The sequence below is a fragment of the Saprospiraceae bacterium genome, from assembly GCA_016712145.1.
Classification (GTDB): Bacteria; Bacteroidota; Bacteroidia; order Chitinophagales; family Saprospiraceae; genus Vicinibacter.
The window spans coordinates 2,001,657-2,016,075 of sequence record JADJRO010000001.1; the positions used below are offsets into that span (position 1 = coordinate 2,001,657).

General features: G+C 34.9%; 11 protein-coding genes and 1 pseudogene. 6 read left to right on the forward strand and 6 right to left on the reverse strand.

Going from position 1 to position 14,419, the window contains the following annotated elements; translation table 11 throughout:
• Positions 1 to 31 precede the first annotated feature (31 nt).
• Positions 32 to 727, reverse strand: a complete 696-nt coding sequence (locus IPK91_08475; GenBank protein ID MBK8297293.1) for a hypothetical protein — start codon at positions 725 to 727, stop codon at positions 32 to 34.
• Positions 728 to 742: 15 nt separating this feature from the next.
• A pseudogene (locus tag IPK91_08480) lies at positions 743 to 1,699 on the reverse strand (peptide MFS transporter).
• Positions 1,700 to 2,156: 457 nt separating this feature from the next.
• Here IPK91_08480 and IPK91_08485 point away from each other — a divergent pair.
• The 3 genes from IPK91_08485 to IPK91_08495 are packed head-to-tail and all read left to right on the forward strand — an operon-like array spanning position 2,157 to position 6,732.
• Positions 2,157 to 4,976, forward strand: a complete 2,820-nt coding sequence (locus IPK91_08485; protein MBK8297294.1) for a T9SS type A sorting domain-containing protein — start codon at positions 2,157 to 2,159, stop codon at positions 4,974 to 4,976.
• Positions 4,973 to 5,431 carry a hypothetical protein gene (locus tag IPK91_08490; protein MBK8297295.1) on the forward strand — a complete coding sequence of 153 codons (459 nt, stop codon included), beginning with the start codon at positions 4,973 to 4,975 and terminating at the stop codon, positions 5,429 to 5,431. Before IPK91_08485 ends, IPK91_08490 begins: the two co-directional genes overlap by 4 nt.
• A complete protein-coding gene (locus IPK91_08495; GenBank protein ID MBK8297296.1) occupies positions 5,356 to 6,732 on the forward strand; it encodes a T9SS type A sorting domain-containing protein in 1,377 nt (458 codons plus the stop codon). The genes IPK91_08490 and IPK91_08495 overlap by 76 nt, the downstream gene beginning before the upstream one ends.
• Before the next feature lie 588 nt (positions 6,733 to 7,320).
• On the opposite strand, the gene IPK91_08500 is transcribed toward IPK91_08495, so the two are convergent.
• The 4 genes from IPK91_08500 to IPK91_08515 are packed head-to-tail and all read right to left on the reverse strand — an operon-like array spanning position 7,321 to position 12,264.
• Positions 7,321 to 8,910 carry a M28 family peptidase gene (locus IPK91_08500; GenBank protein MBK8297297.1) on the reverse strand — a complete coding sequence of 530 codons (1,590 nt, stop codon included), beginning with the start codon at positions 8,908 to 8,910 and terminating at the stop codon, positions 7,321 to 7,323.
• Positions 8,907 to 9,338 (reverse strand): ribose 5-phosphate isomerase B, encoded by a 432-nt coding sequence (gene rpiB / locus IPK91_08505; GenBank protein MBK8297298.1) that lies wholly within the window; start codon positions 9,336 to 9,338, stop codon positions 8,907 to 8,909. The genes IPK91_08500 and rpiB overlap by 4 nt, the downstream gene beginning before the upstream one ends.
• Before the next feature lie 8 nt (positions 9,339 to 9,346).
• Positions 9,347 to 10,885 (reverse strand): hypothetical protein, encoded by a 1,539-nt coding sequence (locus tag IPK91_08510; GenBank protein ID MBK8297299.1) that lies wholly within the window; start codon positions 10,883 to 10,885, stop codon positions 9,347 to 9,349.
• Complete coding sequence (locus tag IPK91_08515; protein MBK8297300.1) at positions 10,840 to 12,264, reverse strand: DUF2723 domain-containing protein; 1,425 nt, start codon at positions 12,262 to 12,264, stop codon at positions 10,840 to 10,842. Before IPK91_08515 ends, IPK91_08510 begins: the two co-directional genes overlap by 46 nt.
• Before the next feature lie 163 nt (positions 12,265 to 12,427).
• Between IPK91_08515 and IPK91_08520 the strand changes: the two genes are divergently transcribed.
• Genes IPK91_08520 through thiL form a run of 3 tightly spaced genes read left to right on the forward strand, consistent with a single transcriptional unit; the run spans position 12,428 to position 14,286 of the window.
• Positions 12,428 to 12,565, forward strand: a complete 138-nt coding sequence (locus IPK91_08520; protein MBK8297301.1) for a hypothetical protein — start codon at positions 12,428 to 12,430, stop codon at positions 12,563 to 12,565.
• 12 nt (positions 12,566 to 12,577) lie between these two features.
• Entirely contained in the window at positions 12,578 to 13,246 is a 669-nt protein-coding gene (locus IPK91_08525; GenBank protein ID MBK8297302.1) for an RluA family pseudouridine synthase, read from the forward strand.
• Positions 13,243 to 14,286, forward strand: a complete 1,044-nt coding sequence (gene thiL / locus IPK91_08530; protein MBK8297303.1) for a thiamine-phosphate kinase — start codon at positions 13,243 to 13,245, stop codon at positions 14,284 to 14,286. Before IPK91_08525 ends, thiL begins: the two co-directional genes overlap by 4 nt.
• The last annotated feature ends 133 nt before the right edge of the window (positions 14,287 to 14,419 follow it).

A 14,419-nucleotide genomic window follows, 5' to 3' on the forward strand; every position in this document is an offset into this window, starting at 1 on the left:
AATTGTTTTGTTTGAATGTTAATTTGAATTTTTATCGAATGCCATGCATCCAGGTTTGCAATTTTTTAGAAAGCAAGAACATCACGATTGAAGCGATACCTGCCATTACTACAAACAACAAGAAGAAGTCATAGGTATTGGCCATTGCATATCCTAGAAACGAACTGGGTTTTCCAGTTTCTGGATACAAAGCAGATAACATGCCTGCAAATTTATTTGCAGTAGCATTTGCTAAAAACCAGACTCCCATTAGAAGGGATGCTAAACGTGCCGGTGCTAATTTATTGACCATGGATAATCCGATAGGTGATAAACAAAGTTCGCCAATGGTATGGATAAAATACAAACCAGTCAACCAGATCATACTCACTTTTGCAGTTCCTTCCACTCCGTTTACACCAAAGGAAATGTATAAATAGCCCAATGCCAATAATCCAAGTCCCATAGCCTGTTTTGTCAATGATGCCGGTTGCTTGTCATCCAATTTTAACCAGATGGCTGAAAGTACTGGAGCAAAAATTACTACGAATGCAGCATTGTAACTTTGAAACCAGCTTGCGGGCATTTCGGTCATTGTAAAATCATTTAGATAGCCACCAAAATGCAAGGCTGATAATAAGGCCGCGGAACCTAATGCATAATAAATCGAAGATTTTGGTGAATGTTCAAATAACCAGGCGATAAATTTTCCTAAAAAATAAACGATTCCACTCAAAACCAAAACCATAAGCCACCAGGGTATAAAAAGGTTCATGGACCGATCGGTTTGCTCGTCTGCAAAAAAGGTAAGGGATGCTCCAGCTTGTTCGAATGCCGACCAAAAAAAGATAACAAAAAACGCTGAAATAAAAATGACCCAAATCCGATCTTTTTCAATTGGATTTAAGGATGGATCTAGAATGATGGTTGCTGGAATGCTTATAGCAAATGCAAAAATTGCAGCACCAAATACATCAAAGCCAATCAATTTATAAAATATAACAAATAATATAAGGGAACCTGCTGTTATGGCAGCCAATTGTTTATTGTCAAATTTTGAATTGCCTGCTGAGTCCCCTTCTTTGATTCTATTTTTATTCGGTTCAACACCGATTTGCTCACCGGTCGGTGAAAGGAGGAAGCGATTCTTTAGCCATTGAAAAGAGGCAACACTTAATAACATACCGATGCCCGCTGCCAAGAAGCCCCATTTAAAGGCAACATTTTCTCCTAACCAACCACATAACAAGGGCGCTAAAAATGCACCCAGGTTGACGCCCATATAAAAAATAGTATAAGCTGAATCCAATCTGCGATCGTTGTCAGGATATAATTGGCCTACCATGGTCGAAATATTTGGTTTAAAAAATCCATTTCCAAATACCATCAAACCAAGACCTAAATACATAATAAAACTGCTGTCAAATTGCCCACTGGCAAATAACATAAACTGCCCGGCAGCCATAATCAAACCACCAATAATGATTGATTTCCGGTTTCCCCAATAACGATCTGCGAAGTACCCGCCTATAATCGGTGTTAGGTAAACAAGTCCTGTATAACTACCATAAATCCCGGATGAAAAGGATTTATCCATCAGCAGTTGTTTGGTAAGAAAAAGTACCAGGATGGCGCGCATTCCATAGTAACTGAAGCGCTCCCACATTTCTGTAAAAAACAAAAGGTAAAGTCCTCTGGGGTGACCCGTTTGTTGGCTCATTTTCGTATAAGTTTGTTAAAAGAATGGTTTTTCTAAGGCTAAATATAAATGGAATCTTTGGAATTGACTAAGAAGACAAATGTTAAACCTAGTACTTTATGATTATTTCAATTCGAAAATCAGTTAATTTATCCAACAAGCAAATTATATTTTGAAAATTAGATTCTAATATATGTTTTACAAAATTTAGTATTGCAAATCAATCTTGTTGAATCATGACTTAAATGAAAATATTTTACTCTATGATATGTTTTTTTTGATTACTCAAATCATATGAATAAAAAATTACAACTGTTAATATTTCTGGTTTATCAAAACATTATTGTAATTTAGTTTAATAATTTATAGTAGGTAATTCCTGTTTTCAATTTTTAATAGGCATAAATCTGATTTTTTAATTTCTAAAACTACTAATATGAGGCCTAATTTAAATTTTGCCCCCCCCCTATTTTATAGAATGATATTTCGTTCGAATTTAGGTAAAATCAAGTTTAAGTCAGATGTTGTAACCAAATCTTCTTTTACTCTTAAGGAGATTCAAGCAGGGTTTGTACAAAAATTTAAAACCATTTATAAAATTATCCAAATATGGTTGCTGATTTTACAAATTATTATACTGGCAAATTCAAGTTCCTTTGGTCAGTGTGTTTGCAATCTCAATTTTGGTGATAGTGAATTTAGCACATCCATATGGAGCCAATCTGGAATTGCTGGCAACGGATATGTGGTTGACAAAATAATATGCATTAAAGGCACTTTAATTATTGATGTGGATATAAAATTTTTAAATTGCCGTTTTAAAATGTTTAAAAATTCTTCAATTTATATTTCAAATAATAATAAATTTAATTCATCTCATTGTACTTATGAAGCCTGCGAAAGTTTCATGTGGAATGGAATCATTGGAACATGGGGCTCTGTTTTGGAATTTAACAATAATACAATTAATGACGCTAAAACTGGTATATATTGTTATCCAAATACTACGCTTAAGTTGATGATTCAGAATAAATTTAATAGATGTCAATTTGGACTTTATGCTCAAAGCGCAATTGTTGGCAGTCCATTTGTAGGAAACAGTTATTTTTCAAATGGTACAATGATTCCGCCTTTTCAAGGGCTTTATCCTGAAAGAGGAATGTTATTAATAAATATTGCAGGTGTAACAGAAAGAAAAGGAAGATATGATCACATGAAAATTGGAATTGAACTCATTGGCACAATTTATCAAGGAGATAAGATATTTATCCAAAATGGAGGGCCTCTGGACTTTAGTCATCCTCCACTAATATTTATTACCAGTTTCGGGATTGCAGCTGGGAATTATAGCGATTTAAAACTAACTAATTCATTAATCAGGTCATATCCAGTTGGAGTATTTAGTGGTAACTCTAATACTTTGGTTACGAATGATACCATTCGAAATGTATTATCAGGTATCCTTGTAACTGAAAATAAAGGATTAAATATTGATATTTCAAATAATAACCTAGATACTTTAAGTGAACTCGGAATAGTTATACAAAATTCAACTCCAACATTAAAAACACGAATTGCAAATAATTTAATAAATTTTAATTCTTTTTCCATATATGGCCATCCAGGTGATTTATCTATAGGGATTGATATCGAAAATGATGTGCTGCTGGATGTTGAACAAAATTCGGAGATTAATAATAATTTTATTTTTGAAAATAATTTAGTTACACCAAATTATTTTGGTATTTCCTTATTTAATGTTGGCAATTTATTGGTTACAGATAATACCTCTGTCTTTTCGAATCCAACTGTTATGCCAAAATATGGAATAAGCACAGTAAGAAGTCCAGCTATTAATATTTTCAACAATACCATGATTGGTGGTGGAGTTAACACACCAAATTCAACAGGTTACTATATAAGAGATTCAGATATAAATTTATTATGTTGTAATACTTCAATAGCAGTCGATATAGGAACTGAATTTAATGGTACCTGCCTCGATTCAAAAATCAGCGGAAGTAATTTCAATGGTCCATATATTTCAAATGCACTTTTGTTTTCATTTACCTGGACAGCTATCCAACAAATTTATCCAGGTAATAATTGGATTGGTCAATCACCAATTGATGCCAGATATATAGGTGATCCTTTTATCGCTAGTAATGATAATTTTATAGTCTCCTCGGTTGGCTTGCCATTTCATCCGGACAATCCAATCGATGGTCCAATTGACTGGTTTATTAAACCCTTAAATCCAGATCAAGAATATTTATGTTTAATTGATCCAGATTGCAATGGAATGCCTGGATCAAATTGCAATGATTTTCCAAACGACGAGTATTTACTAACAAAAGGCTATTCTGGACTACATGGAGAAGGAATTACATGGCAAGCTAGGAAAAATGTTTTGAGAAAAATGTGGCAGGACTCAAATTTTGGTTGCAATACCTCCTTAGTTGATAGTTTTAAAATAGCCAACTTAAATTCCAATTTGGGGAAATTAGCTAGAATATTAAATAATATAAACAATTCACTCGCACTTACCGCATTAGAAAAATTTACTTTGGATTCCTTAAATATTCTGAAAAATCAAATGATGTGGTCCATTTATCAATTGGATTCAATTTGGGAAATAGATAGTACTTATTATGATTATTGGTCTGCTATTAGAATTAGTCAAGTAAATCAATTAAGTTTAATTAATCAACAAATGGTTAACATATTAAATGCTTACCATACAAATAATAATAGTCAATTATTAGACATTCAAGTCGAACTAGAATCGATTAATCCAGTTAATATCATGGAAGAAAACGATTTGTTTACGACTGGAATTTTCTTGTCTAAAAATATCAATGAAGAATATATATTGTCTGAGTTACAATTGTCCAGTTTAATTTTAACTGCATCACAATGTCCTCTTGATGGTGGAGAAGGGGTTTCAAATGCAAGAGCAATGCTAAATGATCTAATGCAAGTTACTAATTTCATTTCTGGTACCTGTGATACCTTTATTGGAGCCAGAAACAATAATTTAAAAGTTAACTTAGTTGATTTTAGTATTAAACCTAACCCTAATTCAGGTAATTTTATTATTGAGGTGGTTAATAATCCTAATCATTTTAATAATACTATTTCCATTTATAATTTAAATAGCGAAATTTCTATTAGAATTCAATCTGATCAAAATATAATAAGGATTAATAAACCTCTTAAATCAGGCTTATATTTAATTCAATTGGTAAATGAACAAGGAAATTCAACCACTAAGAAATTTATGGTCCATCACGAATGAAATTTTTAAGTTATACATTATTAATCAAATTACTCCTTGTATCGAGCATCGAAGTGAGATCCCAAAAAGAGGATTTCACTTGGATGCTTGGTCGGAGTGGAATTGAATCCGATTCAAACTTCTGCAGGATTCAGTGGACTTTTAATGCTCAAGGATATTATCATGAGCAGAGAGCATATAAAGTGGATTATAGAATGGATTATACCAATGCTTCTATTTCTGACAATTTGGGTAATTTACTTTTTTACACAAATGGACATTCGATATTCAATAAAGCCCATCAAGTCATGCAAAATGGAGATGGATTAGAAGCAGGTGTTTTTGCAAATTCTGCAAAAGAAAGTGGAGCAAAATTACTTGGAGGTGCTTTAATACTTCCATGGCCCGAAAATCAAAATTTGTATTTAATCTTACATGTTACGACCGATGGAATGCCATTTTTTGGTATTCTTTAAACCTTTACTCTACCTTAGTTGATATTTCTCTAGATTCCACAAAAGGTGATGTAATATATAAAAATCAACCAGTATATACGGATAGCTTGGTCAATGGCAGCCTAAGCGCTTGCAAGCATGCAAATGGAAGAGATTGGTGGATTCCTTGTTTTAATTATTCTGGAAAAAAATGTTTTATGTTTTTGTTTGATCCATCTGGAATCAGATTACACCATATACAGGAAATTCCTTATTCTTTTGAGCCAAGCGGAAATGGTCAGGCCCAATTTAGTCCAAATGGCAATACATATTGTTTTTTTCACCGAAACAGCCAAAATTACCGTGAATTTTTATTGGCAGAATTTGATCGATGTAATGGAATTTATTCCAATATTAAATTTAATTCGATTCCAGGATATGATTTTGTTGGTGTAGCATTTTCACCAGACAGTAAATTGTTGTACATAAGTACTGCTTATGAGTTATTTCAATTAGATTTAAATGATGTGGAACCTTTTGAAAATAGATTTCGAGTTGACAGCATTGATGGCTTTACATGGATGCCCTTGTTTCCTTGTTACTTTTCCTTTATGCAGCTTGCTCCGGATGGAAAAATTTATATTAATAATGGAAGAGATCCCGCTTTTTTGAGCACGATTGAAAAACCGAATTTACTTGGTAAGGAATGTGAAGTTAGACAACATCATATCAATATTACCAGTAATGCTACTTTGCCAAATTTTCCTTATTTCAGACTGGGCCCTTTAGAAGCATCCAGTTGCGATACACTCGCTCTGGGTAGATTGCCTATATCTTTTTGGAAAGAAGAAAAAGACAATAGCAACAAATTTTTATTAAAATTTAAAGATGAAAGCAAATTTCAAATAAACAAATGGGAGTGGGAATTCGGAGATCCTGGCAGCATTGATAATAGCAGTAATTTACAAAACCCACAACATATTTTTAGTAAAAGTGGATTATTTAATGTATGCTTAATTGTAAGTAATCCGATTGGAAAAGATACATTTTGCAAAACAATAAACATTGAAACAGTTTCTACAAGTTCACATTCAAATCAAGAATTTATTACTATTTATCCAATTCCAACGGAAGACTTTATAAGCATCAAGATTGAAAAAATTTACACGACACCAATATCATTAAATTTGTTGAATGCCAATTCTCAGGTCGTTAAAAGAGCCAAATTGGTATCTGGAGAGAATCGTCTTAATGTTCAAGATATTTCCCCAGGAATTTATCTTTTAAAAATATTTACCTCTGAAAATGTATTAGTAAAAGAACTTAAGTTTTTCAAAAAATAATAATTTATTTCGATTTTTTAATCCCCAAAAAACTGAGTAATTTCCAAGACTCTATAAAAGAAATGGCAGCTAGCGGATAATTTACAATTATCCCTTCTGAACGAATTCAATAGGGGAACACATAGAATTTTCCCCCTATGTTTTTTAAATTACTATTTGCCTATGTGGTCCAAAAAAAAAAAATACTATTTGAAACACATAGAACATAGGACACAATAGAACTCACATAGAATTTTCTTCCTATTTTTTCTATATTCCTATGTGCCTATGTGGTTCAAAAATAAAATACTATTTGAAACACATAGGACATAAGACACAATAGAGAAACAAATAGAAATTCCTTCTATGTTCCCTATATCCCTATGTGCCTATGTGGTCCAAATAAAATGATGATTTGAAACACATAGAACATAGGACACAATAGACCTCACATAGAATTTGCTTTCTATTTTTTCTATATCCCTATGTGCCTATGTGGTTCAAAAAAAAATACTATTTGAAACACATAGAACATAGGACACAATAGAGGAACACATAGAATCAAATAGGTTATTCAAAATTTCTTTGTTCTTAAAGGGTTAAAAAATATTATATTCGGCTCCCGTTTGCCAATGCCCAGGTAAGTAAAAAAATGTGACGGGCAATTTTTGTTGTTTTGTTGTAATTGATTTTAAATGCATCATCTGTAACCCGATGATAATCTTCATGGACTCCACTAAAAAAGAAAATAGACGGGATTCCCTTTTCTGCAAAATTGTAATGATCCGATCTGTAATAAAAACGGTTGGGATCCAACTCACTGTTAAATGTATGATCCAATTTTAATTGAGAATACGATTGGTTGACATTGACATTTAGTTCGTGCAATAGAGGATTGATCCGATCAGAACCTATGACATAGATATAATTTTCGTCCGTACCATATTTTGGATCAATTCTTCCGATCATGTCAACATTGATTTCTGCTTTGGTTTCACTGAGTGGAAACAGTGGATTGTTTACGTAGTAAAGCGAACCCAACAAACCCTTTTCCTCACCGGTAACCAACATACACAATACAGATCGGCTCGGACCTTTTCCTTCACTTTTTAATTTTTGCAAAGTCGCTGCAATTTCCATAACAGCAGAAGTTCCACTTGCATTATCATCTGCACCATTGAAAGCTTCTTTCCCACGCATCCCGATGTGATCGTAATGAGCCGTCAAGCTGATAATTTCATCTTTTCGATCAGAACCTTCAATAAATGCAATCACATTTTGACCTTTAACCGCACGAACTGATTTTTTTTGTAAAATATCGATTTTTGCTTTTATTAAAAAAGCATTAGGCTTCCCACTTCTATTAATTTTATCTTTTGCTTTTAAAATTTTCTTAAAGCTCCCTCCCATTAACATAGAAGCGGTGGTAGTTGAAAGTACTATTTGATTGATTCCATGTATTTGCATGGTTTCACTGGTATCTAAAATTACATCCGGAGAAACGACTTCTGAGCGATGTGCATCCACATATTCCTTAAATTTATCTTCAATCACCAATACCAGTTTTGCACCATGCTTTCGTGCGGCTTCCACCTTCATGTCCAAATCACTAGACCATTCTGAGGGTGTTTTTGTCCCATTTAGTATGTAGTTACCTTCCTTATTCTTTGGTTCTCCTTTAAAAAATAAAACGGCTTTATTTTTTACATCGATGTTTTTATAATCATTGTAATTTTTATGATCAATCCCATAACCTACAAAAGCGAGTTCATTGGTATTCCATTCCAAGTTATCGTTGATTGCCGGAATCACCAGATAATCCCAAAATTGTTTATAGGGAACCCCATTAATTTTAAAATGCAGTTTATCCCAATAAATCCATTTAAATCCAACTTTTTGAAAATAGGTATTCGCTTCCCCGTGTTTTTCAATATTGTTTTTAGCAAAATGAGCCGAAATAAAATGAGCTGCACGATCAATGCCGGCACTTCCCAATTCTCTACCTTCACAAGAATCAGAAGCGAGGTACTCAATAATTTCTTTTAAATTCTCTGTTTTAATATTTTGAGCATATTGATAGGCAGAATCTGGAAATACCGCAAGGTTAGAATCCGGAATTATAACTGCACTGATAAAATCCTTTTGTGCATTTCCTGTTACCAGAAATAAACAAAACACAGATTTTAAAATGAATTTCATGGAAGATTAATTTTATCAATTCTTCGCTGATGCCTTCCACTTTCAAAAGCAGTATCAATAAATACTGCTACCATGCTGCATGCAATTTCTAAAGTAACATATCGTGCCGGAATGCTTAAAACATTTGCATTATTATGTGCTCGGGCCAACTGTGCAATTTCTTCATTCCAGCAAAGCGCACAACGTACTGCTTTGTGTTTATTGACTGTCATCGCAACTCCGTTGCCACTGCCACATAAAACAATTCCAAAATCTGCTTGCTCCAGATCGATATCATTTCCAACCGGATGCACAAAATCAGGATAATCCACTGAGTCTGTAGAATAACATCCGTGATCGGTTACCAAGATTCCTTTCAATTCCAAAAATGCAATGACTGCTTGTTTGCATTCAAATCCGGCGTGGTCACTTCCAACAGATACCTTCATATTCGTTCTTAGTTTGGTGCATTCGGATTGGCAGCATTGTATTTATTGAGCAATGTTTCCATTTCTTTTAAGAATGCACCATCCTGAAGCATTTTAGCACGGTCAATAATTTCCCTGACAGCAGATAAAGACAAACTTCGATCCTGAGAAAAGCCTTTTTCTAAATCTTCTTTCGTTAATGATTCATAAAAATTCAGCATATCGACTGTTTCTGTTGCAAGGATGCGCAATTGTTTTTTTGCAGATTCCTGATCACCTGATTCGATCAATACTTGAATAAACGGCATAATCCGCACATCATACTGAAAGTTCATATTTGGAAATGCCTCAAAATATTTATTTGCCATTCTAGAAGCTCTTGCAGTGTCTCCCATTTCTTGTAAACTGACAGCAGTCCGCATCATAATCATACGCATGGCTTGAATACTTGGAGCATAACTGTGATCAACAAATTGTTGTTCTTTGTCAAAATTACCCCAACGGAATTTATTCATGATCACATCATAACTTCTGTCAAGATCTGCTTTTCCTGCTCCATAAATGTATAAACTTGGATCACTTTTAGTTCTTACAGGAACCACCCTTAAAGCCATTCCTTCTAAATTCGTGTAATCATCCAATCCCATCAATTTTTCTCCATTACAAGTAACTGAAAAATAAATTGGGCGATCGTAAATATTGGAATTGATGATATCCAACACTGCGATATCATCTTTTGTAATATACGTTGAATTTAAACTCACAGGAATCTTATCTACAAAATTGGTATCATTGGCTGAAGCCAAACCTGCCGCGATTGCTTTTTCACGATCGATGCTGATGTAAACATTTCGCGTTGGCATGTGTGTTTCAAACTTGCGGCCATTTCCTGATTCGATCGTGTGATCTTCCCCAATAAATTTTAAAAATTCTGCGGCTGACCAAGATCTATCTGTACCGGAACCATCCGGATTTTCTGGGTTATAATAAAATACTTGATTTCTTAAACTTCCCCGAAGTTTTTCCTGTGGAATGGACATTTTCACCAAAGGGGATTCATTAAATTTTCTACGTTGATTTTCAATATACCAATCTACAGCAATCAAACTTAAATTGATTACACGCACATCCCTTCGGATTCCTTCCACTTCTTGTGCATACCAAACAGGATCCGTATCATTATCTCCGTAGGTAAACAAGATCGCATTGGGTTGACAAGATTCGAGTATATTAGATGCATAATCCCGAGCAGCAGAACTTTTCATCCTGCTATGATCATCAAAATTTTGTGTGACCAATACCAGAGGAATCAACAATCCAAATGCAGATGCACCAATACCTGATACAGAAGCATTTAGTTTAAGTCGTTCCGTCAATAAATTCGTTAGAAATAAAACTCCCATTCCAATCCAGATGCAAAAGGTTAAAAAGGAACCTTCCAAAACATAGTCCCGCTCTCTGGGTTCGTTAGGAGGTGAATTATTAAATACGCACAATGCAATACCAGTTAAAATAAAGAAACTCAGCAATGCCATGAAATCATTTCGATCTCTTTTAAAGTGATCCATGGATAAAATCCTTGTTCGGCATTCTGTCTTCCAACAAAATTCCATAAAAAATAACGCAAGTACATCCAGCCAAACTGATAGCTGAACATAAACTTCATATTGAAAGCCATGCTGGGCGCACCTGTTTTGGAACCTTGTAAATATTCCATCCACATGCGATATAAGGTAGGGCGACCCTGGTCGCTGTGACTTATCCGCGGAAATAAAATTTTATCTTTTTCGCGAAACTCATAATCATATTTTTGGTCAACTACTTTATATTTATTGCCAACCCGTCCCCAGCGGTCTTCCGATTTGGTATCAATTGGTTTTGCATCAAATATAGGACCTTTTAACAAACTGCGATCTCCGTATTGTTCGCGATTGAGATATGGAATTAATCGCATCACATCATACGGATCATTCATATTAACGGGTGTTTTTGCATTGGCACGAATAATAACAACACCAACCGTTGAATAGGATATTGATAAAAGCACCAATGTGAAGACCACTTTGTGCATTAAATCATTTCCTTTATTTTTAAAATAGCGCAAAAGATAATAGGCTGCCAGAACAATTGTAATGATGGTTGGAATCAATCCGGAATGAAATGGCAATCCAAAAGAATTGACGCATAATTTTTCATAAAAACTCCACAAATTGGGAATTCCGGTAATTATCAACATCTGAAACAGGAAGATGGCAATAATCCCTGCAAAAGCAGCAGCAAACATACCCAGCCAGCTGTGTTTTTGAAATCTCTTGTAGTAATACAAAATTGCAATGGTTGGGAAGGCCAATAAGGATAACAAATGCACCCCAGTTGATAATCCGACTGCAAATACAGCAAAAATCAACCACTTATCATTTTTTGGATTGTCTTCCAGATAATACCATTTCATAGCGGCCCACATGGTCATGGTCGTAAACATCGTAGACATGGAATATACTTCTCCCTCGACTGCTGAAAACCAGGTGGTGGAAATATACCCTGTTGAAAGGCCTGCTACCAAACCTGCACCTAAAACTGCCCAGGATTCGTTGTTTTCATTGTTGTAATCTCTTCCAAATAAGGCGACACGGCCAAACATCATGGTAATCCAACAAACAAACATGGCAGCCAAAGATGAACACATGGCTGACATCAGGTTTACTGCAAATGCGATGTAGGCTGGATTATCAGAAAATATTTCCGCAATCCAGGCAAACATTCTACCGATTATAATAAAAAAGGGTGCACCCGGCGGGTGGACTACCTGAAGTTTATGAGCACCGAGAACAAATTCTCCGCAGTCCCACAAGCTGCCACTTCGTTCTACAGAAAAATAGTAAACTATAAAAACGAGAAAAAAAACGAGCCAACCAACGATGTTGGTTTTGTTAAACTTATTATTCATCTTAAAATCAATGATTTATAAATATATATTTTATATATAATAAAAATAATTCCTGTAAAAGTATGAAATTCCTGCATAAATCAGGCTGCTGCTAATTAGGCATAACGCACACAGGGCTCGAATTTGTATGAAAGCTATATCTTTATTGCTTTAATCGATGTTTATGATTCGAATTATTGTCTTTGGATTGGCAATTTATGCCTTATACATCCTGTTCTTAAAAGATAAGACCATTATCATCCAGCCCAAAGATCCAAAGAAACCAAAAGATTCCTATTCAGATTACGAAGAAATAAAATAAAACTTACAGCTTTTGGATTCCATCCGGGACTACATTATCTATCAGGATCACCACGTATTAGTTGCCAATAAACCCTCCGGAATGCCGGTGCAGGATGATTTGAGCAAAGATCCCTCTTTACATAAATTATTACAGGCTTATTGTAAACGGGATTTGCATTTATGCAATCGAATTGACAGACCTGTGTCGGGCATTGTATTGTTTGCAAAATCAAAAGATGATGCAGCGCTTTTAAATGAACAGAATACGTACAATGGCATGGATAAAGAATACCTGGCCTTGGTAGAGAAAAAAGTCATCGATGCGACTGGTAAATTAGAAAACCGGCTACAGAAATCTTCGAAATTTAAAAAATCGTATGTAAGTAAGGATGAGGCCGGAGATTTAGCCCGCTTAGAATATCGGGTACTGAATGAAATGGACCATTATTTATTAATCCAGGTTGCGATAAAATCCGGAAGATTTCATCAGATTCGAAGTCAACTGGCCCATGCGGGAATTCCGATAAAAGGGGATGTCAAATACGGTGCACGCAGATCCAATAAAGACCGAAGTATCGGTTTGCATGCCTGGAAAATCAATTTTACCCATCCAACGACCCATCTGGATGTAGCATTTACAGCTCCCATCCCATTAAATGATATATGGCCGGTTGTACAAACACTAATACAAAGTATATGAATGAAACGCCTTCTGATATTAAACGTACGGAAATTGCAGATTTAGGTGAATTTGGACTCATAGAGCGGCTAACAAAATTATTTGTCACAACAAATGCATCTACCATTAAAGCAATTGGAGACGATGCTGCTGTTTTTAATCCTGAAAACAAACAAGTTGTGATTACAACGGATATGATGGTCGAAGGCATTCATTTTGATTTGGCCTATTTTCCTCTCAAACATTTAGGATATAAAGCAGTTGTATCAAATTTGTCGGATGTGTATGCAATGAATGCAATTCCTAAACAAGTGACCGTTTCCATTTCTGTTTCAAATCGGTATTCAGTGGAAGCACTTGAAGTTTTGTATGAAGGCATTCGGCTGGCTTGTGAAACCTATCAGGTCGATTTAGTGGGAGGCGATACCACTGCCTCGTTGCGAGGCCTTGTAATTTCTGTTACTGCGATTGGTGTGCAAGATGCTGATAAAATCAGCTACCGGAATGGCGCAAAACCAGGTGACCATATTTATGTTAGTGGTGAATTGGGTGCTTCTTATTTAGGATTGCAATTATTAGAACGCGAAAAACAAATTTATTTATCCAATCCTGGAATTCAACCGGACCTTGAAAATCAAAAATACCTGATTGGTAAATTTTTAAAACCGGAAGCACAACGTGAAACCGTAGATTGGTTAGCAAAAACCGGTATTGCACCGCATGCCATGATTGATTTAAGCGATGGATTATCTTCCGATCTTTTACATATATGTAAACAAAGTCAATGCGGTGCTGAAATCGAAGAGGCATTGATTCCAATAAACGAACAGACCAAATGGATGGCTTTAAAATTTCATATGGATCCATTGACCTGCGCACTAAATGGTGGGGAGGATTATGAATTGCTTCTCTGTGTGAGTCCAGAAGATTCTAACAAAGTCCGCATGTTTCCCGATTTGATTTATATCGGCCAAATTAAAGATGCAGCATTTGGTGTACAATTAAAAAGTAACAGCAATAAACATCATCCACTCAAAGCACAGGGATGGGTGCATTTTTAGGAAGTCGGGATGTCTGAAAAGAGGAGGGCTGTAGTCTATAGAAAAGAAATCAGAAGGAATTTTGAAATGCTGTAATGCTGCGATACTGAAATTAAGGCTAAAGGCTAAAGGCTAGAGGCTAAAGGTTAAAGGC

What these genes read in the sequence shown, in the direction of transcription:
- IPK91_08475 (MBK8297293.1), bottom strand. Translation starts at nt 727, where the DNA reads ATGGTTTTGGTTTTGAGTGGAATCGTTTATTTTTTAGGAAAATTTATC.
- IPK91_08485 (MBK8297294.1), top strand. Translation starts at nt 2,157, where the DNA reads ATGATATTTCGTTCGAATTTAGGTAAAATCAAGTTTAAGTCAGATGTT.
- IPK91_08490 (MBK8297295.1), top strand. Translation starts at nt 4,973, where the DNA reads ATGAAATTTTTAAGTTATACATTATTAATCAAATTACTCCTTGTATCG.
- IPK91_08495 (MBK8297296.1), top strand. Translation starts at nt 5,356, where the DNA reads ATGGCCCGAAAATCAAAATTTGTATTTAATCTTACATGTTACGACCGA.
- IPK91_08500 (MBK8297297.1), bottom strand. Translation starts at nt 8,910, where the DNA reads ATGAAATTCATTTTAAAATCTGTGTTTTGTTTATTTCTGGTAACAGGA.
- rpiB (MBK8297298.1), bottom strand. Translation starts at nt 9,338, where the DNA reads ATGAAGGTATCTGTTGGAAGTGACCACGCCGGATTTGAATGCAAACAA.
- IPK91_08510 (MBK8297299.1), bottom strand. Translation starts at nt 10,885, where the DNA reads ATGGATCACTTTAAAAGAGATCGAAATGATTTCATGGCATTGCTGAGT.
- IPK91_08515 (MBK8297300.1), bottom strand. Translation starts at nt 12,264, where the DNA reads ATGAATAATAAGTTTAACAAAACCAACATCGTTGGTTGGCTCGTTTTT.
- IPK91_08520 (MBK8297301.1), top strand. Translation starts at nt 12,428, where the DNA reads ATGATTCGAATTATTGTCTTTGGATTGGCAATTTATGCCTTATACATC.
- thiL (MBK8297303.1), top strand. Translation starts at nt 13,243, where the DNA reads ATGAATGAAACGCCTTCTGATATTAAACGTACGGAAATTGCAGATTTA.